We start from the raw sequence: 26125 nt of genomic DNA on the forward strand, positions 1-26125 counted from the left end.
GGGTCAGGCCGAGTGCCGGCTGCGCTCGGCGAGCTCGGCGAGCGGTACGGGTTTCGCGATCGCATAACCCTGCGCATAGTCGACGCCCATGGCAGTCAGCATCTCGATGATGCGCTCGTTCTCGACGAATTCGGCGATGGTGCGGATACCGATCACGCGGCCCAGCTCGTGGATGGCACTGACCATGGCATGGCTGACTTCGTCGGTATCCATCTCGCGCACGAACTCGCCGTCGATCTTGAGATAGTCGACCGGCAGGTTCTTCAGATATGCGAACGAACTCAAGCCGCTGCCGAAATCGTCCAGCGAGAAGCGGCATCCCAGCTGCTTGAGTTCGCGGATGAAACCCGTCGCCGCGGACAGGTTGGCAACCGCCGCCGTTTCGGTGATCTCGAAGCACAATGCCTCCGGCGGGACCCGGTAGGTCATGATGGCGCCCTTGATGTGACCGAGGAACTTGGCGTCGGAGATCGAGAAGCCGGAGAGATTGATCGACATGGTATCCGGCTGCGGCGTGCCGTTGCTGATCTGCTCCGCGAACCAGGCCAGGCTATTGGTGACGACCCAGCGGTCGATGCTCGTTATCAGGTGATAGCGCTCTGCCGCGGGCATGAACTTGTCGGGCGTGATCAGCTCCCCCGACTCGCCGCGCATCCTGATCAGGATCTCGAAGTGCAGCTCCGAGCCGGCATGCGGCGCGAGCGGGACGATCCGCTGGAAGTACAACTCCAGCCGGTCCGATTCCACGGCCTCCGCGATCTTCGATACCCAGTTCATCTCGTCCTGCCGGCGTCTCAGCTCGGCGTCCTCGGACTGGAAGATGTGGTAACGGTTGCCGCCCCGGTCCTTTGCGGCATGGCAGGCCAGGTCGGCCTCGCTCATGATCGCGGTGGAGCCGCTGCAACCCTGCTTGATCTGCGCCACACCGATGCTGGCGCTGATCTCGAATATGCGCCCGCCGCTGGCGAAGCGCAGCGAGTCGATCGCGACGAGGATGTCTTCCATCAGGCGCGCTGCGCTGACCAGTGAACAGTTGACCAGCAGCACGCCGAACTCGTCGCCGCCGAGCCGGGCAATGATGTCGGATTCGCGCACGCTGCCCTGGAGCAGGGCAGCCAGGCGCTGCAGCAGCTCGTCGCCCGACTCGTGCGAAACGGTGTCGTTGATGATCTTCAGCTGGTCGATGTCGAGGATGCAGACGACATGACTCTCGCGTGAACTGTGCACCCGGACAATGGCGTCCTCCAGATGCGATTCGAAGGCGGCACGATTCCACAGGCCCGTCAGCGCATCATGGGTAGCCTGGTACGACACCGTGTGCTCGAGGTAGCGCGCCTTGGTGACGTCGTGGAACACGAGAATGGCGCCGAGGGCTGTGCCGGGATCGTTGAGGATCGGAGACACGGAGAAGCGGATGGAGAGGCGCTCGCCGTCGCTCCGCACGATGAGGTAGTCGCCTTCTGACTTCACCGTCTGCCCCGTGCGCAAACACAGGCTGACCGGATCCTGCACCGTGTCCCGGTCATCCTCCCGGTACAGCCGGAATACACGCCCCAGGGAGAGCCCGCGCGCAATCGAGCACTCCCAGCCGGTCAGCGTCTCGGCACTCGGATTCAGGTATTCGATCTGGCCATTGAGGTCGGTCGTGATCACTGCATCGGCGATGGAATGCAAGGTGACCTGTGCCCGCTCCTTTTCCTGCTGCAGCTCGAACTCGGAATACTTGCGTTCGGTGATATCCAGCAGATAACCGTAGAAGTGGGTGATCTGCCCCTCGTCGTTGCGCACGGGAATGGTATAGTCGTACACCCAGCGCACCACGCCATCGGCACCGATGATGCGGTAATCCAGCGTCACCGCCTCGTGGCCGTCGCGGCCGGCGAAGATCTCGGACTCCTGGACCCGCATCAGATCCCCGGTATGGATCAGGTCGCGGTAGTTGATACCCTGCTTCATCAGCTCGTCGGCTTCGTAGCCGAACTGGGAAACCGCGTGCGACACGTATTCGATGGGCCAACCCTCGGTAGCCGACCAGCGGAACACCACGACCGGGCCGTTGGTGAACAGCCGCTGCTCGATGAGCAATGACTTCTCCGCGCTCTTGCGTACCGCGACCTCGCGGGACAGGGTGTTGTTGGCTGCCGTCATCTCGTCCAGCAGACTGCTGTTTTCCTGCCGCAACTGCAGCAGGTTGACCGCATTGTGATTGTAGTTCCGCGCGATCATGAGCAGGGCGCCCGCGAACAGCATGAGCATCAGGCCCAGGTTGCTCTGCAGCTTGCTGCTGTAGACCAGCATGGACTGCGCCGGAATGAGGATCGCGGGCACCATGAAGGCGGCATAGATTGACAGGTTCACCGCGTAGGACGAGATGGCCCCGGCCAGAATGCCGGCCAGGCACATCAGGGTCAGGGTCTGGTACTCCACCGGCCAGGTAAAGCTGTAGATCAGCCCGATACAGCCCCAGGTGATGCCGGCGATGAAGGTGCCGGCAAAGAACAGCAGGCTCCAGCGCGATCCCAGCCGGCTTTCCCGGCTCGCCTGCCGATAGCGCATGACCAGCAGCACCCGGAGCACGGTCTGGACTAACTGCGCACCCAGCCACAACAGCAGGTGGGCGTGATGCGCGACCGGCCACAGACTGCCGGTGACCAGCAGGGACAGCATGAAGGCGACCCCGATGGCGACCGGCGCCTGGGTATAGATCAGCTCGAGCTGCTGCGCCTCGATTTCGGTATCGAAGACGTTGATATCGGCGGAGCCGTCGGCATCCACTTCTGCGACATCACCGTCCTGCGCGAGGTGTATATGCCGTTCAGCCATGACGCATGCCGCCCGCCTGCCCGGACATGACTGCGCCGGCAGCGCCGGCCTCGTCCGCTGCAGCCAGGATAATCGCTTGATTTTGCATACATGTTTTATCGGAATCTCGGCCGCGAAGTTGAGCATCCGGCAGGTGCCATCGACCGGCCGCCGCGGCGCCGGGACGGGGCCCGCGATGGCCGCCACAGCAGACTGATTTCAAACGACTTATTGAGCATCGGCTGCCGCAGGCAGCGGGCTGGGATTGGCGGCGGATTTCAGGGTGTGGCGGGAGCGCGGTTGAGACGGCCGGCGACGCGGGTCACCCCGTCCAGCAGTCCGCGCCGCGCCTGGCAGCCGGTGGTGATGTCGATGGTGATGCCGTTGACCTTTCGATCCGCCGCTGCATCGGGGACGTCTCTGACCAACAGCCCCGACTGCCCGCGATAGACGCGGTAGCGCCGGCCCTCGCTCATCGCGGCGTAGACCGAACTGCCGTACAGGGTGTCCACCGGTGAGAATGCGCCGCTGTAGCGGGCGAGCACGGCAGGCAGGTCGACCCGCTCGGCAGCATGCAGCGCGTAGGCCTGATGCTGGCCGGTATTCTCCGCGTCGACCGCCGCATAGCGTCCGCCGAGTCGCTCGATCCGGTACATGGCATCGAAACCGAGCAGGTTGGCCCAGGGCCGCCATTTCAGGAACTGGGCATCGAGCCGCCACTGGTCGCCATACAGCAGGAACTGCTGCGCGTCGCAGAAATCACCCCAGGCGATGCTGGCCTCGAACTGCTGCGGCCCGATCTGCCTGAAACTCAGCTCGGCGATCGGCGCCTCGGCGGTCAGCCGGTGATAGGTATAAAGATTCGAGGCCAGCAGCAAGGCCAGCGCCAGGACGCCGAGCAACAGGCCCGTAAACGGGAGCAGCAGAATTCGCTTCATGACAGGGCCGATTATAACCGGCCCGGGCCCGGGACATGTTAACCGGTTAACATCCCGCGCCTGCCGGGGCGGAAAAACTACGCATCCGCAAAGAAAAAAGGCGGCAACCGCCGCCTTTTTCCGACCACCTGCCGGCGTCTAGTTGACGCGCGGATCCAGCTCGCCCGCAGCGTAACGCTTGTACATGTCTTCCAGGTTGATCACCTTGATACGTGACGCATTGCCGGCAGTGCCGAATGCCTCGTAACGGGCGCGGCAGATCTCCTTCATGGCCTTGGTCGCGGCCTTCAGGTATTTGCGCGGATCGAAGTCTGCCGGATGCTCGTTGAGGTAGCGGCGGATGGCGCCGGTTGAGGCCATGCGCAGATCGGTGTCGATGTTGACCTTGCGCACGCCGTGCTTGATGCCTTCCTGGATTTCCTCGACCGGCACGCCGTAGGTCTCGCCCATGGCACCGCCGTTCTCGTTGATGATCTTCAGCCAGTCCTGCGGCACCGACGAGGAACCGTGCATCACCAGGTGCGTGTCCGGGATACGGGCATGGATCTCCTTGATGCGGTCGATGGCAAGGATGTCGCCGGTCGGCGGGCGGGTGAACTTGTAGGCGCCGTGGCTGGTGCCGATGGCGATGGCCAGCGCGTCCACCTTGGTATCCTCGACGAAGCGCGCGGCCTCTTCGGGGTCGGTCAGCAGCTGCGAGTGGTCCAGCACGCCCTCGGCGCCGGAACCGTCTTCCTCGCCCATCATGCCGGTCTCCAGGGAACCCAGGCAGCCCAGCTCGCCTTCCACGGAAACACCGCAGGCATGCGCCATGGCGACGGTACGCGCGGTAACCTCCGCATTGTACTCATAGCTCATCGGCGTCTTCATGTCCTCGCCCAGCGAGCCGTCCATCATCACCGAGCTGAAACCGAGCTGGATCGAGCGCTGGCATACGGCCGGCGACGCGCCGTGGTCCTGGTGCACGCAAACGGGGATATGCGGCCACTGTTCGACGGCGGCCTGAATCAGGTGGCGCAGGAACGGTGCGCCCGCGTAGGAACGCGCGCCGGCAGAGGCCTGGCAGATCACCGGGCTGTCGGTTTCGTCGGCAGCCTCCATGATGGCATGCATCTGCTCCATGTTGTTTACATTGAAAGCCGGACAGCCGTAGCCGTGTTCGGCAGCGTGGTCCAGCAACTGGCGTAACGAAATAATGGCCATTGTCTTCTCCTCAAACCCACCTGGTTATCTGTCTAGTTGAAAAACATCTGCTGACTGCTTCAGTCAGTCACCGTCATGCCGGAGACGATCAGTGCCGCCGGCGCAAGCTACTGCTCCATGATCTCGTGTTCACCGACCTTGATGATTTTCATCGCATTGGTACCGCCGTGCACACCCATCAGGTCGCCTTTGGTGATGATGACCATGTCGCCATCGCGAACCGCGCCGCGGCGCACCAGTTCGTCGATGGCCTCCTTGTTGACCGTGGCATGATCGGGGGTGGTGACGTCAAAGCTGACCGGGTAGACACCGCGGTACAGCGTCACCTTGCGCCGCGTCTCCACGTGCCGGGTCATGGCGAAGATCGGGATACCGGAGCTGATACGCGACATCCACAACGGCGTGGCACCGGACTCGGTCAGTGCCGCGATCGCCTTCACTCCCAGGCTGTTGGCAGTATACATCGTGGCCTTGGCGATCGCCTCGTCGGCGCGCTTGAAGCGCATGTTCATGCGTCGTTCCGCCGCCGTGGTGATGCGCTGGCGCTCGGCACCGGCGCAGATGCGGTCCATGGCCTCGATCACCTTGGCCGGATATCGGCCGGCGGCCGTCTCGGCCGAGAGCATCACGGCATCGGTACCGTCGATCACCGCATTGGCGACATCGAACACCTCGGCGCGAGTCGGCATCGGGCTTTCCACCATGGACTGCATCATCTGCGTGGCCGTGATAACGACCCGGTCCATGGAACGCGCAACGGAAATGATTCGCTTCTGCACCGCCGGCAGCTCGGCATCACCGATCTCGACCCCGAGATCGCCGCGCGCGATCATCACGACGTCGGCGGCCTTCACGATCTCCTCGAGTGCGTCCAGCGCCTCGGCGCGTTCGATCTTGGCCACGATCCCGCCATGGCCCCCGGCCGCACGCAGTAACTCGCGCGCCTCGTGGATATCGTCGGCGGTGCGGGGAAACGAAACCGCCACGTAATCCGCACCCATCTCCGCGGCGAACCTGATGTCGGCCCGGTCCTTGTCGGTCAGCGACCTGGCGGACAGGCCGCCGCCGAGACGATTGATGCCCTTGCTGTTGCTGAGATAACCGCCGACCACGACGCGGCAGCGCACCTCGGCCTCGACCACATCCTCGACCCACAGCTCGATCATGCCATCGTCCAGCAGCAGGGTATCACCCCGCGCCACGTCCCCCGGCAGACCCTTGTAGGTGACGCCCACACGCTCAGCGCTGCCCGCATCCGCCGGCAGCGCCGCATCGAGGATGAAGCGGTCGTCCTTCTCCAGCAGGATCCGGCCCTCGCTGAACCGCTCGATACGGATCTTCGGGCCCTGCAGGTCGGCAAGCACGCCCACCTGATGGCCATAGGCACGCGCGCGGTTGCGCACCGTTTCCGCGCGGCGCTGGTGTTCCTCGTGGGAACCATGCGAGAAGTTCACCCTGACCACGTCCATGCCCGCACGGATCATGTCGTCGAGGACATTGTCCTTGTCCGTGGCCGGGCCCAGCGTGGCGACAATCTTGGTACGTCTTGGCATATATGCGAGTCCGGAACCTTCTGGCCTGGCAGGTGGCTGCTATTTCTGACTCGCCCGCTCTTCCAGCATGGCGACCGCTGGCAGCGTCTTGCCTTCGAGGTACTCGAGGAAGGCGCCGCCGGCCGTCGAGATATAGGACACCTTGTCATAGATGTTGTATTTCTGGATGGCGGCGATGGTGTCACCGCCACCGGCCAGGCTGAAGCCGTCGGCGTTGGCGATCGCCATGGACACCGTCTTCGTTCCCTCGCCGAACTGGTCGAATTCGAACACGCCGACCGGCCCGTTCCAGATGATGGTGCCGGCCTTGCTGATGATCTCGGCGAGTTCCTGCGCGGACTTGGGACCGATGTCGAAGATCATGTCGTCGTCCTCGACGGCATCCGCGCTCTTCAGCACTGCCGGCTCGTTCTCGTCGAACTGCTTGCCGCAGACCACGTCGACGGCAATCGGGATGTTCGCGCCGCGCGCCTTCATTTTCTCAATCAGCGCCTGTGCGGTGGGAACCAGGTCCGCCTCGCACAGCGACTTGCCCACGTTCTTGCCTACGGCCTTGAGGAAAGTATTGGCGATGCCGCCGCCGACGACCAGCTGGTCGACCTTGTCGGACAGCGCCTCGAGCACGGTCAGCTTGGTGGAAACCTTGGATCCGCCAACGATCGCCACCATGGGACGGGCCGGGTTGGCCAGCGCCTTGGCCAGGGCCTCGAGCTCTTGTGTAAGCAGCAGCCCGGCACAGGCGGTCGGCGCAAATTTGCCGGCGCCATGGGTCGAGGCCTGGGCGCGGTGCGCGGTGCCGAAGGCGTCCATCACGAATACGTCACACAGGGCGGCATATTGCTTCGCCAGTGTCTCGTCGTCTTTCTTCTCGCCGGCGTTGAAGCGCACGTTCTCGAACAGCACGACCTCGCCGTTGGCGACCTGCGGAGCGGTATCGAGGTAGTTCTTGACCAGGCGCACCGGCTTGCCGAGCTTGGCCGACATGTCGTCGGCGATCGGCTGCATCGAGTTCTCCTCGTCGACCTGGCCTTCCACCGGACGGCCGCGATGGGACATCACCATGACCTTGGCGCCTGCCTTCATGCAGTGCTCGATAGTCGGCATGGAGGCCGTGATACGCGCATCGGAAGTCACCTTGCCGTCTTTCACCGGCACGTTCAGATCGGCGCGGATCAGCACGCGCTTGCCTGCCAGAGCGAGGTCGGTCAGCTTGATGAAGGACATGATTGATCTCCTGGTTAACTGTTCTGAAAGATCTCAGGTCAAGGCGGGCCTTGCCTGAAACCGCTCGGTAAGACCGCCAGCCGCCGGCCGTTGCGGCCGGCGGCTGAGGGCTGTCGACTACCCGGCGACGTGCTTCACCATGCGCAGCATGTTGCAGGTGTAGCCGTACTCGTTGTCGTACCAGGCCACGATCTTGACGAAGGTCGGATCCAGCTGGATACCGGCCTCGGCGTCGAAGATGGACGGGGTGCCGCGACCGCGGAAGTCAGTGGAGACCACCTTCTCGTCGGTGTAGGCGAGCACGCCGGCCAGGTCGCCGGACTGCGCGGCGGCCTTCATCGCCGCGCAGATGTCCTCGTACTTGGCGGGCTTGTTCAGTTCGACGGTCAGGTCGACCACGGACACGTCGGAGGTCGGCACGCGGAAGGCCATACCGGTCAGCTTGCCGTTCAGCTCGGGCAGCACCTTGCCCACGGCCTTGGCGGCACCGGTGGAGGACGGGATGATGTTCTCGAGGATACCGCGGCCGCCGCGCCAGTCCTTCATGGAGGGACCGTCGACGGTCTTCTGGGTTGCGGTGGCGGCGTGCACGGTGGTCATCAGGCCGCGCTTGATGCCCCAGTTGTCATGCAGCACCTTGGAAACCGGCGCCAGGCAGTTGGTGGTGCAGGAGGCGGCGGAAACGATGGCCTGTCCGGCGTAGGTCTTGTGATTCACACCGTAGACGAACATCGGCGTGGCGTCCTTGGACGGCGCGCTCTGCACGACCTTCTTGGCACCCGCGGCGATGTGCTTCTGGCAGGTTTCCTCGGTCAGGAAGAAGCCGGTGCACTCGATGACCAGGTCGGCGCCGATCTCGTTCCACTTCAGGTTTGCCGGATCGCGTTCGGCGGTCAGGCGGATCTTCTTGCCCTTGACGATCATGGTATTACCGTCGACGGAGATGTCGCCCGGGAAGTTACCGTGCACGGAGTCGTACTTCAGCATATAGGCCAGGTACTCGGGGTCGAGCAGATCGTTGATGCCGACCACTTCGATTTCCGGAAAGTCCTTCGAGATAGCGCGGAAGGCCATACGGCCGATGCGGCCGAAGCCATTGATACCGACTTTAATCGTCATAATCGTTCTCCTGCGTGTTATTTAAAATTAAGTTCGCCCCAGCGCGGGGCGACGAAAACGTATCCCTCAGAGGACGCTCTTGACGGCATTCACGACATTCTCAACCGTGAAGCCGAACTCCTTGAACAGCACCTTGTCAGGCGCGGATTCGCCGAAGCGGTCGATGCCGACCACCTTGCCGTTCAACCCGACGTACTTGTACCAACCCTGGGTCACGGCGGCCTCGACGGCCACGCGCGCGGTCACCGCGGACGGCAGCACCGATTCGCGGTAGGCGGCGTCCTGCGCGTCGAAGGCGGAGGTCGACGGCATGGACACGACACGGATCTTCCGGTCGGCGAGCTGTTCGGCAGCACCCATGGCCAGCGCCACCTCGGAGCCGGTCGCGATGATGATCGCCTCCGGCGTGCCGGCGCAGTCCTTGAGGATGTAGCCGCCACGGCTGATGGCATCGATCTGATCCTGGGTGCGCTGCTGGAACGGCAGCGCCTGGCGCGAGAAGATCAGACAGCTCGGACCCGTCTTGCGCTCGACGGCCAGTTTCCACGCCACCGCGCTCTCGACCGTGTCGCAGGGACGCCAGAGCGACATGTTGGGAATCATGCGCAGGGTCGGAATCTGCTCGACAGCCTGATGGGTCGGGCCGTCCTCGCCGAGACCGATGGAATCGTGCGAGTAGACGAAGATGCTCGGCACCTTCATGAGCGCTGCCATGCGCAGGGCGTTGCGCGCGTATTCCGAGAACATCAGGAAGGTCGCGCCGAACGGGATGAATCCGCCGTGCAGGGCGATGCCGTTCATGATGGCGGACATGCCGAACTCGCGCACGCCGTAGTTGACGTAATTGGCATCGGGCTTGGCGGCGCGCATCGGCTTGTAACCCGACCACTCGGTCAGGTTGGAACACCCCAGGTCGGCGGAACCGCCGAAGATTTCCGGCAGCAGCGGCGCATAGCCCTCGATGGAATTCAGCGAGGCCTTGCGGGTGGCCACGGTCTCGGCCTTGGCGTTCACTGCGGCAACGAACTCGGCGGATTTCCTGTCCCAGTCCGCCGGCAGCTCGCCGGCCATGCGGCGCGCGTACTCGGCGGCCAGCTCCGGATGCGCGGTCTTGTAGGCGGCGAAGCGTGCATTCCAGTCGGATTCGGCCTGCGCACCTTTGCCTTTCGCATCCCAGGCGGCGTAGACATCCGCGGGCACGACGAACGGCGCGTGATCCCAGCCCAGTTCCTTGCGCGTCAGCGCGATCTCGTCCTCACCCAGCGGTGCACCGTGGCAGTCGTGACTGCCGGCCTTGTTCGGTGAACCGTAGCCGATGATGGTCTTGCAGCAGATCAGCGACGGCTTGCCGGCCTCGGCGCGCGCGGCGTCGATGGCCTTCTGGATCGAAGCCGGATCGTGGCCGTCGACACCCCGAACCACGTGCCAGCCGTAGGACTCGAAGCGCTTCGGCGTATCGTCGGTGAACCAGCCCTCGACGTGACCGTCGATGGAGATGCCGTTGTCGTCCCAGAAGGCGATCAACTTGCCCAGTCCCAGCGTGCCGGCCAGCGAGCAGGCCTCGTGCGAGATGCCTTCCATCATGCAGCCGTCGCCCAGGAACACCCAGGTGTTGTGATTCACGATCTCGTGGCCGTCGCGGTTGAATTCAGCTGCCAGCGCGCGCTCGGCGATGGCCATGCCGACGGCATTGGTGATGCCCTGCCCCAGCGGTCCCGTGGTCGTTTCCACGCCCGGCGCATAGCCGTATTCCGGATGTCCCGGGGTCTTGGAGTGCAGCTGACGGAAATTCTTCAGGTCATCGATGGACATGTCATAACCGGTCAGATGCAGCAGGGAATAGATCAGCATCGACCCATGGCCGTTCGAGAGCACGAAACGGTCGCGGTCGGACCACTTCGGGTTGGACGGGTTGTGCTTCAGGTTGTCGTTCCAGAGCACCTCGGCGATATCCGCCATGCCCATGGGCGCGCCAGGATGACCGGACTTGGCTTTTTGCACGGCATCCATGCTGAGGGCGCGGATGGCGTTGGCAAGGTCTTTACGCTGAGCCATTGTTTTCTCCTGTTCTGAATTGAAATCCTGTCGACGTTGTCGCCGTGTCACTGCCGGTCTCTGTCCGGCGCTGCGCGCCGCGGGCGCGCGTCGGGTTCAGCGACAAAAAAAGCCTCCAGTGCCGGTTCAGTTGCACTGAGGCAATGATTCGTGTCGTTTTCGCAGGCCTTGTCGGATCGAGCTTCCCGCCGGCCGTCGGGCACCTGCCTGTAGGCAAGGCGCGTTATTTTCCCCTAGTTTCTCCGCAACGGCAATAGCAGCACCCGCTGACCGGCGCCGCATAGGACGATTGTTTATCGCTGTATAACAATAACTTATTTGATCCAGATCAACTCCCGGCGGCCTCGTCCTCGCGCCACTTGATCGAGCAGCCCACGCTCGGGACCTGATCCTCTGGACCCTGCCCGGTCTCGGCCACGCGGCGCATGGCCTCGAACAGGTCGCGCCGCACCCCGGGCGGTGCCGGCTGCTTCCCGCTGGCATCGAGCCGCCCCCGGTACTGCAATTTCAACTCGCTGTTATAACCGAAGAAATCCGGAGTACACACGGCACCGTAGGCGCGCGCTACCTGCTGGGTCTCGTCCATCAGATAGGGAAACGGAAAGGCATATTCCGCGGCGACAGCACGCATGTTCTCGAAACTGTCCTCTGGGTACTGCCGCGGGTCATTGGACATGATGGCGACGCTGTGGACGCCCAGGGTACGCAGCTCGCGCGTATCACGCACCAGCCGCTCGCGGACGGCCTGGACAAACGGGCAGTGATTGCAGATAAACATGACCAGCAGCCCACGCGGGCCACGGCATTCAGCCAGCGTCCAGATCTTCCCGTCCGTTCCAGGCAGCGCAAAATCGACGGCTGGCAGACCGAATTCGCAAACCGGTGTTTCCGTACGTGCCAAGGCCCTGTCCTCCTGCTGCCGATTGGCCGTACTCTATGCAACCGGGCGACTGATGAAAATATCACCAACGTAAGGTAAACTTGCCCGTTCCCCGCCCCAGGTAAACATCAAATTATGACTAATTTTCATATATTTACGTCAGAATCTGTGTCCGAGGGACATCCGGACAAGGTTGCCGACCAGATTTCCGATGCCGTTCTGGACGGAATTCTCGAACAGGACCCGCGCGCGCGCGTCGCCGTTGAGACCCTGGTGAAGACCGGTATGGTCCTGATTGCAGGGGAAGTCACCACCTCGGCGTGGGTGGACCTGGAGTCGGTGGTGCGCAACACCGTGCGCAATATCGGCTACAACAGCTCGGATATCGGTTTTGACTGGGAATCCTGCGCGGTGCTGAATGCGATCGGCAAGCAGTCACCCGACATCGCCATGGGCGTGGACGAGACCGACGACCACGAACAGGGTGCCGGCGACCAGGGCCTGATGTTCGGTTACGCCACCAACGAAACGGACGTGCTCATGCCGGCGCCGATCACCTACGCGCACCGCCTGGTGGAGCGCCAGGCCGAAGTGCGCAAGAACGGCACGCTGCCGTGGCTGCGTCCGGACGCCAAGAGCCAGCTGACCTTTCGCTATGAAAACGACCGCCCGGTCGGGGTCGAGGCCGTGGTGCTGTCGACCCAGCACGATCCGGAGATCAGCCTGAAGGCCATCCGCGAGGCGGTCATGGACGAGATCATCAAGCCGGTGATCCCGGCGCAGTGGCTCGACCGCTGCCGGCAGGAGCACATCCATATAAACCCGACCGGCCGTTTCGTCATCGGCGGGCCGATGGGCGACTGCGGCCTGACCGGGCGCAAGATCATCGTCGATACCTATGGCGGCATGGCCCGGCATGGTGGCGGTGCCTTTTCCGGCAAGGACCCGAGCAAGGTGGACCGTTCAGCTGCCTATGCCGCACGCTATGTCGCCAAGAACGTCGTCGCCGCCGGTTTGGCCGAGCGCTGCGAGATCCAGGTATCCTATGCCATCGGTGTCGCCGAACCGACATCCATCAGCGTCAATACCTTCGGCACCGGCAAGGTGGGCGAGGATCGCCTGGTGACTCTGATCCGCGAGCACTTCGACTTGCGCCCCCGCGGGATGGTGAAGATGCTGGACCTGCTCCGCCCCGGCTACCGGCACACCGCCGCCTATGGCCACTTCGGCCGTACGGGCGATCGTTTTACCTGGGAAAACACCGACCTGGCCGACACCCTGCGTGACGCGGCCGGTCGTTAACGCACAGACCTCGAGAGGCACCGAAATGAGCACACAGCCCGCCAGAAAGGACGCACCCGATTTCAAGGTGGCCGATATCGGCCTTGCCGGCTGGGGCCGCAAGGAGATCGCCATTGCGGAAACCGAGATGCCCGGCCTGATGGCACTGCGCGAGAAATACGGCACCGAGAAACCGCTCAAGGGCGCACGTATCGCCGGCAGCCTGCACATGACCATCCAGACCGCCGTGCTGATCGAGACCCTGATCAAGCTGGGCGCCGATGTGCGCTGGGCATCGTGCAATATCTTCTCCACCCAGGATCACGCCGCAGCCGCCATCGCCGAGCGCGGCATACCGGTCTACGCCTTCAAGGGCGAATCGCTCGACGACTACTGGGCGTTCACGCACCGGATTATGGAATGGACCGACGGCGGGACACCGAACATGATCCTTGACGACGGCGGCGACGCCACGCTGCTGGTCATGCTGGGCAGGAAGGCGGAGCAGGACCCGGCCATCCTCGACAAGCCGAGCAGCGAGGAAGAGGTGTCACTGTTCAAGAGCATCAAGTCGCGGCTGGCCAGCCAGCCCGGCTGGTACTCGCGCATCCACGACAACATCCGCGGCGTGACCGAGGAGACCACCACCGGCGTGCATCGCCTCTACCAGATGCAGGACCGTGGCGAGCTGCCCTTCCCCGCCATCAACGTGAACGACTCGGTCACCAAGAGCAAATTCGACAACCTGTACGGCTGCCGCGAATCCCTGGTCGACGGCATCAAGCGCGCAACCGACGTGATGATCGCCGGCAAGATCGCCGTCGTAATCGGATACGGCGACGTGGGCAAGGGTTGCGCACAGTCATTGAAGGGACTCGGCTGCACCGTATGGATCACCGAAATCGACCCGATCTGCGCCCTGCAGGCGGCGATGGAAGGCTATCGCGTGGTCACCATGGAGGAAGCCGCCGACAAGGCCAACATCTTCGTCACGGCAACCGGCAACTATCATGTGATCAACCACGACCACATGCTGAAGATGCGTGATCAGGCTATCGTCTGCAACATCGGACATTTCGACAACGAGATCGACGTCGCCAGCATGAAGAAGTACCCCTGGGACAACATCAAGCCGCAAGTCGACCACATCAGCCTGCCGAGCGGGAATCGCATCATCCTGCTGGCGGAAGGCCGGCTGGTCAATCTCGGCTGTGCCACCGGTCATCCGAGCTTCGTCATGTCGAACAGCTTCACCAACCAGGTGCTCGCACAGATGGAATTGTGGAACCGGGGCGACAGTTACGAAAACCGGGTCTACACGCTGCCCAAGAAACTGGACGAGGAAGTGGCCCGCCTGCACCTGTCGAAGATCGGCGCCAACCTGACCCGGCTTACCCAGCAGCAGGCCGACTACATCGGCGTGCCGATGGATGGGCCCTACAAACCGGAATACTATCGTTACTGACCGTTCCCCGCCGCCGTTCCCGCCGCCGCGGGAACGGCATGCGCGGGAGTTCACGCCGCGGTCCGGCAGTGCAGTGAGCAGTCCATTCACGCCATGGATACCGACAACGCCACGATCAGCTTCGAATTCTTTCCGCCCAAGACCGCGGAGGGGATAGCGAAACTCGAAACCGCCTGCCTGCGGCTCGCCGCGCTTCGCCCGGGCTTTTTCTCGGTCACCTTCGGCGCCGCCGGATCAACCCGCGATCGCACGTACGACACCGTTATCGGCATCCAGGCGAAGTCCGGCGTCGAAACGGCGCCGCATCTGTCCTGCGTCTGTTCGACGCGCGATAATATAAGTGAGATGCTGCAGGGTTACATGGACCGCGGGATCCGGCACATCGTCGCCCTGCGTGGCGACATGCCCTCCGGGATGGTCGAGGCTGGGGAATTCCGCTATGCCAATGAACTGGTCGCGTTTATCCGCACCACTACCGGCGATCACTTCCATATCGAGGTTGCCGCCTATCCGGAGTATCACCCGCAGGCAACCAGCCCCGACCGGGATCTGGCCAACTTCAAGCGCAAGGTGGACGCCGGCGCAGACAGCGCCATCACGCAGTACTTCTACAATGCGGACGCCTATCTGAATTTCGTGGAACGCTGCCGCAATAACGGCATTCAGATCCCGATCGTACCGGGTATCATGCCGATCACGAACTACTTCCAGCTGATCCGCTTTTCCGATGTGTGCGGTGCGGAAATACCGCGCTGGATCCGCAAGCGCCTGGAATGCTACGGCGAGGACCTCGGCTCGATCCGTGCTTTCGGGGAGGAAGTCGTGACCGGACTGTGCGAACGGCTGCTGGCCCACGGTGCCCCGGGGCTGCACTTCTATACCCTCAACCGCGCGGAACCGGCGCTGGCGATCTGCAACAACCTGGGCATCGGCAAGCGCTAGCGCAGCTGCTACCCGCGCGCCTTGCCGGAGTGGCTCTGACAGGAGTGCGCGACGGGAACCGTTCTGCCGCGCTCCCGTCGGTTCAGTTACCTGCGCTTATTCCGGCGCCTTCGGAGCCGGCTTGGAATCGCCGCTCGAGGGATTGACCACGATCGTGCTGGGATGCCCGCCGTAGGGACCCCAACCGCCATATGGTCCGCCCCAGCCGTAGGGGCCGCCACCATAGCCATACGGTCCGCCCCAGCCATAAGGTCCATAACCATAGCCGCCATAGCGCCCGTAATAACGATCATGATCGTCATCGTCGAACCATTTACCCGGGTTCATCATATTGCCGAAATTGAAGGCGTGCGCGGCATTCATTCCCAGGGCAAGGGCCGCAGCGGCGGATAGCATAATTGTTTTGCGCTTCACTGTACCTTTACCTCCATTATCCTTTAAAATCATATAATTAAAATAAACCCGCGGCGAGCGCCGCCGGGCTGGATCACTCAGGCCTGCATCAATAAGAGCATATGTAATTTATGCTTTACCTGACCTATATCAAACCAGCCTTACGGATAATTGGTCATAACATGAAATACGTATACCGCCTTACCCGTCGATTTACAATTATTTACTGTATATATTAACAATTAGGTTCAAATATAACGCCGCCGCCGGCCCAACAGTCTGGCGGAGCGATCGCCGCCGTCCCGCCACGGGATACGGCATCAACCACATAACAGGGGGAACAATGAAAAGGTTGCTTGCGCTGCTGTTGTTAGGCCTGCCGGCACTCGGGTCGGCCGAGGATTACCAGTCCACCTTGCTGGTCCAGACGGGTACGCTGCGTGAGAGCGATCTGATCGTGCGCACCGTCACGGACCTGGAAAGCAACAAGATCTGCCTGGCTTTTTATATCAGGACGATGGGCACCAGCCCGGTCATGAGTTGCTACGATACCCAGGGCGGCTTCCGCTCCCAGGTCAGCCAGACCGGCCACTTCAAGAACGGCAAGCTGGTCGTGCGCAAGATCAAGGACAAGCTCAACAACGTCTCCTGCCTAGTCGCCTACGTCAGCGCCGAGGGTACCTCGCCGGCCATCAACTGCTACCGCAGCAGCCCGAAGGCGAAGGACGAGATCCAGCGCACCGGCCGGCTGCGCGAGGGTGACCTGGAAATCGAGCGCATACTCGACGCCGACAGCACGAAGACCTGCTTGATCGCCTATGTCAGCGTCGGCAGCGCCAATCCGACGCTGACATGCTATGACAGCATCAGCAACGGCAAGGGCGCGATGTCGCAATCAGCTTACCTGCGCGAAGGCGACCTGGTCGTCAGGAAGATCCTGGACGAGGCCAACCGCAAGGAATGTCTGGTGTCCTACGTCAGTACTGAGGGTACTTCGCCGTATATTCACTGCTTCGACCGGCCGCTCGGACTTGATGCACCGGCAGCCGCGGCAGCCCCGGTCGCCAGTCCGCCGCCACCAGCCCGGCCAGCCGGACTCACCCCGCAGCCCTGAGTCATAGACCGCGGCACCGCCCGGGTCCGGGCGGTGCCGCAGGCCGCAACAACCGTACACCGGTGCATACACGCGGCCTGCCGGTGGCAGCCTGCGAGCGGGATATGATCACGCCCGCCGGCACATACCGAATGCACAGTGCCACAATGGCCAATCCCCGCGCTTTTCAGTATCTTCACGGGATGTCGAATGCCGACCTGTCCCGCCGCGACCTTGCCGTACTGTGGCATCCCTGCACGCAGATGAAGGATCACGAATGGCTACCGCTGATCCCGATACGATCCGGACAGGGCGCCTGGCTCGAGGACTTCGACGGCAGGCGCTATCTCGACGCAATCAGTTCCTGGTGGGTCAACCTGTTCGGCCACAGCAACCCCCATATCAACGCCGCGCTCAACACCCAGCTGGAAACACTGGAGCATGTACTGCTGGCAGGCTTCACGCACGAAGCCGTCGTTGAGCTGTCGGAAAAACTAGTAGCGATCGCACCGCCGGGGCTGACGCGCTGCTTTTATGCCGACAACGGTTCCTCGGCCATCGAGGTCGCGCTCAAGATGAGCTTTCACGCGTGGCGCAACCAGGGGCATAGGGGAAAAACCAAGTTCGTCACGCTCAGCAACAGCTATCATGGCGAAACACTGGGCGCACTCGCGGTCGGCAACGTTGAACTGTACAAACATACCTACGCACCGCTGCTGATGGAGACCATCAGCGTAACATCGCCCGATTGCTATCACCGGGCACCGGGAGAAAACTGGCGCGACTACACAATACGTCGATTTGCCGACATGGAAGCGGTACTCGAGCGTCATGCACACGAGGTCTGTGCCGTAATCATCGAGCCGCTGGTACAGTGCGCCGGCAACATGCGCATGCACGACCCGGTCTACCTGGAACTGCTGCGCAGTGCCTGCGATCGCTACGGCGTACACCTCATCGCAGACGAAATCGCCGTGGGCTTCGGCCGTACCGGCACCATGTTCGCCTGTGAACAGGCCGCGATAACACCGGACTTTCTCTGCCTTTCCAAAGGTCTGACGGGCGGATACCTGCCGCTGTCAGTGGTCCTGACGGGCAGCAGCATCTACGAATGCTTCTACGACGACTACAGCAGCTTGTCCGCGTTTCTCCATTCCCACAGCTACACCGGCAACCCACTCGGCTGCCGGGCGGCGCTCGCGACACTCGAGCTGTTTGAATCCGGCAATGCCATCGAACACAACCGACTGCTGGCTGCGGCCATGCGCACGGCCGCGGCCCCGCTCGAGGATCACCCCAATGTCGGCGAAGTGCGGCAAACCGGTATGATCCTCGCCATCGAGATGGTCCGCGACAAAGCCAGCCGGGAACCCTATCCATGGCAGGAACGGCGCGGTCTGCGCGTATACCAGCACGCCCTGCAGCAAGGTGTCCTGCTGAGGCCGCTCGGCAATGTCGTCTACTTCATGCCACCTTATGTGATCACACCGGAGGAAATCGGTCTCATGGCCGAGGTGGCAGGCGCCGGTATCGAAGTGGCCACCCGGTCCTGAGCCATGGGTGATACGCGTCTGCTCGTGCAGCAGCAATTCTCGGACGGAGACAGGATCACCGTCGAGGGGCAACAGGCGCATCACCTGCTGCATGTACTGCGCCTGCGCACGGGTGCCGCGCTCAGGGTGTTCGACGGCTGCGGGCATGAACACCACGCCCGACTCACCGACAGCGGGCGCGCCCGGGTCACGCTGGACATCGGCAAGGCCATTCCTGGCGCGCGCGAGTCGGCCCTGCGCCTAGACCTCGCGCAGGGTATCGCGCGGCATGACCGCATGGACCTGATACTGCAGAAAGCGGTTGAACTTGGGGTAAGCAACATACAGCCGCTCTGGCTGCAACGCAGCCAGTCACGTCTCAGTGGCGAGCGGCTGGAGAAACGGATACTGCACTGGCAAGGAATCATCAACAGCGCATGTGAACAATGCGGGCGCAATATACTGCCGCAACTGCACCCACCGCTCGATCTCGCCCAGTGGCTGCACAGTTCGCCGCAAGCGGCCATGAAGCTTCTGTTACAGCCGGATAGCGCGTCAACACTCACCCAGCTCAGCAGACCGGACGGCGCGATAGTCCTGCTTGCGGGTCCCGAGGGTGGACTGGACGGCGACGAACAGGCGCTCGCGTCTGCTGCCGGCTTTACCGGCATCCGTCTCGGTCCGCGCATACTGCGTACCGAGACAGCGGCGCTGGCCGCGATCGCAGGGTTACAGACGCTGTGGGGTGACTTCCGCTGATCAGGCCGCCCTGGAGAGCTGCTCCTCGAGCAGCGTCTGCAGGTAATCGAGATCCGGTATCACGGCCTCTTCGTTGCCGATCCGGACCAGGCATTTCAGCCCGGCATCTTCCAGCGGGTGGAATTCGCTGGCAGTGTCATTCGCGAACTGGATCAGACCCGGCAAGCCGGCCGTTATGAGCGCATAATTGCGCACTGCGCTCCCCGGGTGCACCGAGTTGAGAATCATCAGCCTGGAGAAGACAGGATTGGACGGCGCCCCGATACCGACCAGGGCTTCCAGCGACATCACGGGGATATCCTGGTCCCGCCAGCGCACTGTACCCAGGTACCAGTCGGGAGTATCGGCAGTGGACCTTGGCGTCCGATAGCTGCCGATCTCGGCAACCGCCACGTTCGGCAGCAGCAGGTTCAGCTTCCGCAACGGGACCCAGAGGCTGCGTATCTTTTCCTGTGTACCTTCCATCGCTATTTCCTCCGGTGGTCCCGTCACCCGCCGACCGCGAGTGTGTTGACACCGATGATCTTGTTGATCGAAGCCAGCAGCTCGGACTCCTGATACGGCTTGCCGAGGTACTCGTTGACGCCTATCTCGAAGGCGCGTTCGCGATGCTTGTCGCCGGTGCGCGAAGTGATCATGATGATCGGCACATGCTTGAGTCGCTCGTCGTTACGCATGTGCGTCGCCAGCTCGAACCCGTCCATACGCGGCATCTCGATATCGAGCAACATCATGTCGGGGACGATCTCCTGCAGCTGCCCCATCGCGTCGACACCGTCCTTCGCCGTGAGGACCCGATAGCCACTGCGCTCCAGCAGGCGGCTGGTGACCTTGCGTACGGTGATAGAATCGTCGACTACCATGATTACCAGGCGGCTATCGTCCTGCGTACCGGCCGGACGCAACGGTTCCTGTTCGCGGACCTTCATGCGCGAGACGGCGAACATATCCAGGATCATGACCACCCGGCCGTCGCCGAGGATGGTTGCACCGGTAATGCCGTCGACCATGCTGAGCTGTGCACCCAACGGCTTTATCACCACTTCCCTGCTGCCGAGCAATGAATCTATCTGGACCCCGATACGCTTTTCACCAACCCTGACCAGCAGTACCGGTATCTGGTTGCCGGCATTTTCCAGGTCGTTGCGATTGATTCCGAGCAGCGAGCCGAGATGCATCAGCTGGTAGCTATGGCCAGCATAGCCGAACTCCTGGGTTGCATCCGCATAGCAGGACTGCAGCTGTTCGGCGCTTGCCGTAACGACGCCCTCGATACTGCTCATCGGCACGCAGAAGATCTGGTCTCCGGCCGTGATCAGCAGCGCCTGATTGATGGCGAGCGTATAGGGTAGGCGAATGGTGAACAGCGATCCCCTGCCAGTCTCGGAATCGATATGCAGTGAACCGCCGAGCTGCTTGACCTCGCTGTTTACGACATCCATGCCAACGCCGCGCCCGGATATCTGGGTCACCTCGCTCGCCGTACTGAATCCCGTTTGCAGCACAAACTGCATGACGTCGCTGTCCGGCAGGTCCACACCCCGATCCATCAGCCCGCGTTCGATGGCACGCTTCCTGATGGCATCGATATCGAGTCCCGCACCGTCATCGCTGATACGCAACACGATTTCGTTGCCTTCACGGCTCAGCTCAATCGTGATACTGCCGGCATCCCGTTTGCCGGCATGCCGGCGCTGCCCGGGACTCTCGATGCCATGGGCTACCGCATTGCGCAGCATATGCTCGAGTGGCGCCACGATGCGCTCGATAACCGCACGGTCCATCTCGCCCTCGGCGCCGCGCAGATGCAGATCGACTTTCTTGTTGAGTTGCCGCGCCGACTGCCGCACGATCCTGCGCAGGCGCGGTGCCAGCCCGGCGAACGGGATCATGCGGGTGCGGATCAGCGCTTCCTGGAGATCGGTGCTGACACGAGACTGCTGCAACAACAGCGTTTCAGAGTCACGCGTGGTCATATCCATCAGCGCCTGCAGGCTGCGCAGGTCACTGATACTTTCTATCAGGGATCGTGACAGCTGCTGCAGTTTCGAGTATCGGTCCAGCTCCAGCGGATCGAAATCCTGGTTAGTGTTCTCCGCTTCCTGCTCGTAACGGAACAGGATCTGCGCCTCGGTTTCAATTTCAAGCTGGCGCAGCTGGTCGCGCAGGCGGCTGATCGTCTGGTCGAGTTCGGTGAGGTTGAAGCGGAAGTTACTGATCTGCTGTTCCATGCGGGCGCGATAGATATTGATCTCGCCCGCGTTGTTGACGAGGTTATCCAGCACTTCTGCCTGCACCCTGACCAATTCACCGCGTGCACGCCCTTCCTTGCGCCGCTCGACAGGCACGGGCTGCGCGGACATGGCCTGCGCCATGTGGCCGGTGTCTGATGTACTATCCGCTTCATCGTCATCATGCTGATCCTGCCAGGCACCATGATCATAGTCTGACCCGGCGTGCTCGGTCTGCACGTGATCGGAAAGTGTATCCTCGAATGCCCGCTCGCCTGCGCGTACAAACCCGGCCGCCGGCGGTCCCTCACGGGATGTCCCGACAGTGCTGTCATTGTCAGGCAATGTCTCCGCCTCGCCGCGCTTGAATGCCTCAAGCCTCGCCTCCAGGTCCGCGGCCGCATCGATGTGGCTGCGGGACCTGACCTTCTCCAGCATCTCCGCGAGTCGGTCGTGCGATTCCTGCAGCAGGCCGAACAGGCCATCGTTGGCCGGCACCACGTTGTCCGCAACGAGCGTTAGCAGGGATTCCAGCGCATGACTCAGATCCCCGATGGCGGTGATATCCACCATGCGGGCGCCACCCTTCAAGGTATGCAGAAGTCGCTGGAAGTCCGCCATTTGTTCGCGGTCATCCGGCGATTCTGACCAGTTGCGCAACGCGGTTTCACTGCTGTCTACGATCTCCGTAGCTTCCTCAACAAAGATCTCGTAGAGCTCCTGGTCCATGTCCGCGTAGATGTCGGCACCCGGCATCTCCACGCTCGTCGCCGCCCGGACATCTTCCTGCACTGCGACGGTTTCGTCACGCGCATCTGCCGCGGTTGCTACCAGCCCATCGCCACCTGCCTCTTCTTCTGTTGCAAGCGGCGCGGCAGCAGCGGACGATTCCTGCATGTCGTCGAAGGCAGCGCTTTCCGTGTGCCCGTCGGATTGCGCCAGATCCAGGTATTCGTCTCCGGCCGCAAGTTCTGGCGCCTGATCCTGGCTTGCCGTGCCGGCAACGGATTCGGCCGCCGGCGCTTCGGGCAACGGCAGCGCCGCCGCGGGTAGCTCCGGTATGTCGTCGAAGGCATCCGCTTCTGCCTCCCCATCGGTGTGCGCCAGAGCCTCGTACTCGATTGCGGCCGCGCGTTCCTCCGCCAGCTCCCGGCCTTCTACATCTGCATCGGCTACTGACGCCGGCGCCTCGGCCACCGGCTGTGCCGCCGCGGGCAGCTCCGGTATGTCGTCGAAGGCAACCGTTTCCACCTGCCCGTCGGTGTCGGTCAGCGCATCGAACTCGGTTGCGGCCGCAAGCTCCAGCGCCAGATCCTCGCCTTCCATGCCGGCAACAGAATCTGCCGCCGGCACTTCGATCGGGAGCCCGGCGATCCGCTCGACCAGTCCGGCGACCACTTCCGCGTCATAGCCCCGATCCGGCAGGCGCAGCAATTGTTCCTGCATTTCCCTGACGCAGTCTTCCAGCACGCAGACGGCTTGCGGTCCAGCCGGACGGTTTTCCTCGTAGAGCGTACCGAAATATTCGTACAGCGCCGCAGCCACCCGCCCTATTCCGGGCACGCTGGCTGACTCACTGATACCGGACAGTGTATGCAAGGCACGATACTGCGCCTCGGCGATCATCCCGCTCGCAGCCGTCTCCGGAATACCCGCAGTCAGCGCATCAAGATGTTCGCGACATTCATTGGTGTAGAGGTCCAGTAGAACGGCATCATCATCTGCTTCGGTATCAGTGGCGGACACGTCTGCCGCCAGGCTCTCGACTACCGGCACGTCGCCTGCCGGTTCCCACGCCGCATGCACGGCAGGCATTGCCGACAGCTCGTCCGCTTTGCGCATCAGTGCATCTATATCAGCATCCGGCGCGATACCGTCCTGTATCTGGCGCAGCAATCCGGCAACGGCCCCCGGCACCTGGGATAACAGCGTATACAGCGATCCGCCCGGACTGACCGTGCCTTCTATCACCTTGTTCAGCATGGTTTCCATCGAACATGCGAATTCACCCGCACGCATGGCACCCGCCATACGCCCGCTACCCTTCAGGGTATGCAGGCTGCGCCTGATATCGGCAAGCAACTCGTCGTCTTCCGGATTCTGGATCCATTCCGGTATCTTCAGCGAGAGCGTGGTGAGTTCCTCGGCGGCCTCTTCCAGGAAGATTTCGACGATCTCCTCGTCTGCGCCCTGCTTCAGCACCGGCAGGGCCGAATCAGCCGCTGCTTCCTCAAACCGTTCTGGGACAGCCGCATCCGGCCAGGCAGCTGCAGGCGCGGCTGCATCCTGCAGCTGCTCCGCCTCCTGTACAGGTGCGGGTGCCGCTGCAATATCTGCCGCGGCCGCCGGCACCGGCCCGGCTGCCTGACTGAGTGCCTTCGCCTTGCGACCCAGGGCATTGATATCGCGCAGCAATATGGTATCGGGATTGCTTACCTGCGCCACAAGGTCCTTGAGTGCCGGAGTCGCCTCTCCGACCAGCTCGAGCACGTCCGCGCTGGTGGGCACCACGCCCTCGAGCAACCTGTTCAGCAGGTTTTCGTACGCCCAGGCCAACTCGCCTGCCGCCATGGCACCGATCATGCGACCACTGCCCTTGATGGTGTGGAAGGCACGGCGGATTTCCGCGAGCATATCCCGGTCATCCGGATTCGCAATCCAGGCAGGTATGTCGACGGTGAGCCTGTCCAGGACCTCGCCGGCTTCCTCTATGAAGATCTCGACGATCTCACTGTCGGCGTCCGGTGCCACCACCTGCAGATTGCCGATGCCGGGCTGGCCATCCATTGCGGTGTGCTCCGGATCCGTCGCGACCGCCAGGGCAGCGGGCTCTGCCGGTGCAGGCTCCGATCCGCCTGCAGACGGTACTGCCGCGTGGTCCGCCGTGACCGGGCGATCATCTTCCTGCACCGTCTCGGCCGCCGACGTTACCGCGGACACATCGGCTGCCTGATCTGCCGACTGCACCTGATCGGTTACCGCGTATCCGAGCCGTTCGAGGCTTTCCATCGCGACGCCGATCGCGCGTTCTCCGTACCTGTGATTCTCGCCAAGTTCCTCGACGCAGTACTCGATGCTGCAGATCGCATCCGCCAGGTTGTCGAGTTCCGGCTCCTGCAGCTGTCGCTGCTTGGTCAGCAACTCACCTGCAATAAACTCGCGAACCCGCCCCGCCGCAGCCGCCAGGCGTTCTTCGCCGACCAGTTCGAGACCACCACAGATCTTGTTCAGTAATACAGGAACCTGCGCCAGCCGGGAGAAATCACCTGATCCTTGCAGAAATTCGTTGATGGCGTCCTTGGCCGCCCCGATATCGGTGATCACGGCATTAATCACAGCCTGCTGGCCCTGGCGCAGGACTGCCTCGCCACGGTCCTCCACCGCATCAGCGCCGGACGAGAGCGCGCCGATATCGGCAAGGGCGTCCTCGACAGCCACCAGGGTGTTGGCCAGGTCCGTGAAATCCGGGCTGTCAGCGTCCCGCCCGTCTTCTACCGCCTGGCGCAGCTGCCGTTCCTCATCCGCCAGCCGTTTGCCCAGCCTGTCCATTCCGATCATGTCAAGGGTGTTGCCGAGTGCATGCAGGCTGTCGGCGACCGTTACCAACGTACCCGCATCATCGTGTGCACCACGCACCAGACCATCGACCTGGTCCTTGATACGATCGACCGATTCGCGCGCGGTCGAAGACACTGTCAGCAGGAGTTCGTCGCCAATATCGGGCAGTTCCGCGGCTGACGGTGACTCACCCGCCTGCGCGGTGATGCCGACCGTGGAACGAATCTCGTTGACGCGCCGCGACTCCGTCGATACTGCTGCCACCTGCAACAGCAGGTTGGTCAGCAGATCCTCGCTCAGGGCATCGCCGAATACCGCTTCTCCGGAATCCATCAGTCGCTTGATCTGCCGGTCGAGCTGGCCGAACAGGCGCTTGACCACGGGGCTGGCCCCGATGGCGCCGTCACGCAGCAGTTCGGCCACGCCAGCAGCCACCCACCACATGCGGGCGGCGGCTTCCGTACGCGATTGCTGCTGCAGGTGTTCCATGACTTCGACCAGCATTTGCAATCCGTGATTCGTGGTACTGTCTCGATACCATTCCAGCAAACCGCTCTGAAAGCGCACACGTGCCGCACGCGCCAGTCCGACCACATCCTGCTCGCCCTGCTGCACGGCGCCAGGATCGAATTCCGCGGCCGGCATGCTGGCCGTCAGGTCCGGCGAGAATACCGCATCCGCTTGCAGCAACGGCTGCCCGCGACTCGTGCGCATACTGTTGATAAGCGGAAACAGCTGGCGCGGATTTTCGCGCCTGCCGGAACGCAGGTTGGAGAGGTATTCCGGCAGCTCGAGAAAGCCCTGCATCAGCTGTTCCAGCAGAGAGTCGCGATCAACGACGGAATCCAGCAACAGGTCGGCTATTGCCTCCTCCATCTCGCACGCCAGCATGTCGGCACCCTTGATGCTGACCATCTGCAGCGGTCCACGCGCTTCGTGTAGATGCGCAGCACAACCCTGCAGCAATTCCTTGCGCTGGTCCCGCTCGGCATACTCCTCGAGTTCCACACGTGCCTGCTTCAGGCTTACACCCACTTCCTGACGGATCCAGCTCAGGGCGTTGTAATCTATTGCTTCACGCATAATTGTTCCTTAGC

At 62.6% G+C, this 26125-nt stretch carries 17 protein-coding genes; 6 read left to right on the top strand and 11 right to left on the bottom strand.

Annotation, left to right across the window (positions count from 1 at the left end; all coding sequences use genetic code 11):
• Positions 1-3: 3 nt before the first annotated feature.
• The 8 genes from R3F42_09135 to R3F42_09170 form a co-directional block, all read right to left on the bottom strand.
• A complete protein-coding gene (locus R3F42_09135; GenBank protein MEZ5542196.1) occupies positions 4-2823 on the bottom strand; it encodes an EAL domain-containing protein in 2820 nt (939 codons plus the stop codon).
• A gap of 257 nt (positions 2824-3080) precedes the next feature.
• Positions 3081-3740, bottom strand: coding sequence for a hypothetical protein (locus R3F42_09140; protein ID MEZ5542197.1), 660 nt, complete (start codon positions 3738-3740; stop codon positions 3081-3083).
• Between the two features lie 138 nt (positions 3741-3878).
• On the bottom strand, positions 3879-4943 hold the full coding sequence (fba, locus tag R3F42_09145) for a class II fructose-bisphosphate aldolase (GenBank protein MEZ5542198.1): 1065 nt from the start codon (positions 4941-4943) through the stop codon (positions 3879-3881).
• A gap of 107 nt (positions 4944-5050) precedes the next feature.
• A complete protein-coding gene (pyk, locus tag R3F42_09150) occupies positions 5051-6496 on the bottom strand; it encodes a pyruvate kinase (protein ID MEZ5542199.1) in 1446 nt (481 codons plus the stop codon).
• Positions 6497-6535: 39 nt separating this feature from the next.
• Positions 6536-7720, bottom strand: coding sequence for a phosphoglycerate kinase (locus R3F42_09155; GenBank protein MEZ5542200.1), 1185 nt, complete (start codon positions 7718-7720; stop codon positions 6536-6538).
• A gap of 117 nt (positions 7721-7837) precedes the next feature.
• The gene (gene gap, locus R3F42_09160) at positions 7838-8839 is read right to left on the bottom strand and encodes a type I glyceraldehyde-3-phosphate dehydrogenase (protein MEZ5542201.1); all 1002 of its coding nucleotides are present in this window, start codon (positions 8837-8839) and stop codon (positions 7838-7840) included.
• Between the two features lie 66 nt (positions 8840-8905).
• Entirely contained in the window at positions 8906-10894 is a 1989-nt protein-coding gene (gene tkt, locus R3F42_09165; GenBank protein ID MEZ5542202.1) for a transketolase, read from the bottom strand.
• A 328-nt stretch (positions 10895-11222) separates the two neighbouring features.
• On the bottom strand, positions 11223-11795 hold the full coding sequence (locus R3F42_09170; protein MEZ5542203.1) for a thioredoxin family protein: 573 nt from the start codon (positions 11793-11795) through the stop codon (positions 11223-11225).
• 114 nt (positions 11796-11909) lie between these two features.
• Between R3F42_09170 and metK the strand changes: the two genes are divergently transcribed.
• The 3 genes from metK (at position 11910) to metF (ending at position 15462) form a co-directional block, all read left to right on the top strand.
• Positions 11910-13076: a methionine adenosyltransferase gene (gene metK / locus R3F42_09175; GenBank protein ID MEZ5542204.1), complete on the top strand. Its 1167-nt coding sequence runs from the start codon at positions 11910-11912 to the stop codon at positions 13074-13076.
• Between the two features lie 25 nt (positions 13077-13101).
• Entirely contained in the window at positions 13102-14520 is a 1419-nt protein-coding gene (gene ahcY / locus R3F42_09180; protein ID MEZ5542205.1) for an adenosylhomocysteinase, read from the top strand.
• A 93-nt stretch (positions 14521-14613) separates the two neighbouring features.
• Positions 14614-15462 carry a methylenetetrahydrofolate reductase [NAD(P)H] gene (gene metF, locus R3F42_09185; GenBank protein MEZ5542206.1) on the top strand — a complete coding sequence of 283 codons (849 nt, stop codon included), beginning with the start codon at positions 14614-14616 and terminating at the stop codon, positions 15460-15462.
• A 96-nt stretch (positions 15463-15558) separates the two neighbouring features.
• Here metF and R3F42_09190 read toward each other — a convergent pair whose 3' ends face one another.
• Entirely contained in the window at positions 15559-15876 is a 318-nt protein-coding gene (locus R3F42_09190; protein ID MEZ5542207.1) for a hypothetical protein, read from the bottom strand.
• A 322-nt stretch (positions 15877-16198) separates the two neighbouring features.
• On the opposite strand from R3F42_09190, the gene R3F42_09195 reads away from it, so the two are divergent.
• The 3 genes from R3F42_09195 (at position 16199) to R3F42_09205 (ending at position 19239) form a co-directional block, all read left to right on the top strand.
• On the top strand, positions 16199-16969 hold the full coding sequence (locus R3F42_09195; protein ID MEZ5542208.1) for a hypothetical protein: 771 nt from the start codon (positions 16199-16201) through the stop codon (positions 16967-16969).
• Between the two features lie 182 nt (positions 16970-17151).
• A complete protein-coding gene (locus R3F42_09200; protein MEZ5542209.1) occupies positions 17152-18501 on the top strand; it encodes an adenosylmethionine--8-amino-7-oxononanoate transaminase in 1350 nt (449 codons plus the stop codon).
• A 3-nt stretch (positions 18502-18504) separates the two neighbouring features.
• Entirely contained in the window at positions 18505-19239 is a 735-nt protein-coding gene (locus R3F42_09205) for a 16S rRNA (uracil(1498)-N(3))-methyltransferase (protein ID MEZ5542210.1), read from the top strand.
• On the opposite strand, the gene R3F42_09210 is transcribed toward R3F42_09205, so the two are convergent.
• Positions 19240-19704: a chemotaxis protein CheW gene (locus tag R3F42_09210; protein MEZ5542211.1), complete on the bottom strand. Its 465-nt coding sequence runs from the start codon at positions 19702-19704 to the stop codon at positions 19240-19242. It lies immediately after the preceding gene.
• Positions 19705-19727: 23 nt separating this feature from the next.
• Positions 19728-26111, bottom strand: a complete 6384-nt coding sequence (locus R3F42_09215; GenBank protein ID MEZ5542212.1) for an Hpt domain-containing protein — start codon at positions 26109-26111, stop codon at positions 19728-19730.
• Between the last annotated feature and the right edge of the window lie 14 nt (positions 26112-26125).

Source organism: Pseudomonadota bacterium (assembly GCA_041395565.1).
In the GTDB taxonomy this organism is placed as follows: domain Bacteria; phylum Pseudomonadota; class Gammaproteobacteria; order UBA9214; family UBA9214; genus UBA9214.

Coding starts and splice junctions, on each gene's coding strand:
- tkt (MEZ5542202.1), bottom strand. CDS start 10,894: ATGGCTCAGCGTAAAGACCTTGCCAACGCCATCCGCGCCCTCAGCATG.
- pyk (MEZ5542199.1), bottom strand. CDS start 6,496: ATGCCAAGACGTACCAAGATTGTCGCCACGCTGGGCCCGGCCACGGAC.
- R3F42_09205 (MEZ5542210.1), top strand. CDS start 18,505: ATGGGTGATACGCGTCTGCTCGTGCAGCAGCAATTCTCGGACGGAGAC.
- R3F42_09140 (MEZ5542197.1), bottom strand. CDS start 3,740: ATGAAGCGAATTCTGCTGCTCCCGTTTACGGGCCTGTTGCTCGGCGTC.
- R3F42_09215 (MEZ5542212.1), bottom strand. CDS start 26,111: ATGCGTGAAGCAATAGATTACAACGCCCTGAGCTGGATCCGTCAGGAA.
- metK (MEZ5542204.1), top strand. CDS start 11,910: ATGACTAATTTTCATATATTTACGTCAGAATCTGTGTCCGAGGGACAT.
- gap (MEZ5542201.1), bottom strand. CDS start 8,839: ATGACGATTAAAGTCGGTATCAATGGCTTCGGCCGCATCGGCCGTATG.
- R3F42_09210 (MEZ5542211.1), bottom strand. CDS start 19,704: ATGGAAGGTACACAGGAAAAGATACGCAGCCTCTGGGTCCCGTTGCGG.
- ahcY (MEZ5542205.1), top strand. CDS start 13,102: ATGAGCACACAGCCCGCCAGAAAGGACGCACCCGATTTCAAGGTGGCC.
- metF (MEZ5542206.1), top strand. CDS start 14,614: ATGGATACCGACAACGCCACGATCAGCTTCGAATTCTTTCCGCCCAAG.
- fba (MEZ5542198.1), bottom strand. CDS start 4,943: ATGGCCATTATTTCGTTACGCCAGTTGCTGGACCACGCTGCCGAACAC.
- R3F42_09195 (MEZ5542208.1), top strand. CDS start 16,199: ATGAAAAGGTTGCTTGCGCTGCTGTTGTTAGGCCTGCCGGCACTCGGG.
- R3F42_09135 (MEZ5542196.1), bottom strand. CDS start 2,823: ATGGCTGAACGGCATATACACCTCGCGCAGGACGGTGATGTCGCAGAA.
- R3F42_09155 (MEZ5542200.1), bottom strand. CDS start 7,720: ATGTCCTTCATCAAGCTGACCGACCTCGCTCTGGCAGGCAAGCGCGTG.
- R3F42_09200 (MEZ5542209.1), top strand. CDS start 17,152: ATGTCGAATGCCGACCTGTCCCGCCGCGACCTTGCCGTACTGTGGCAT.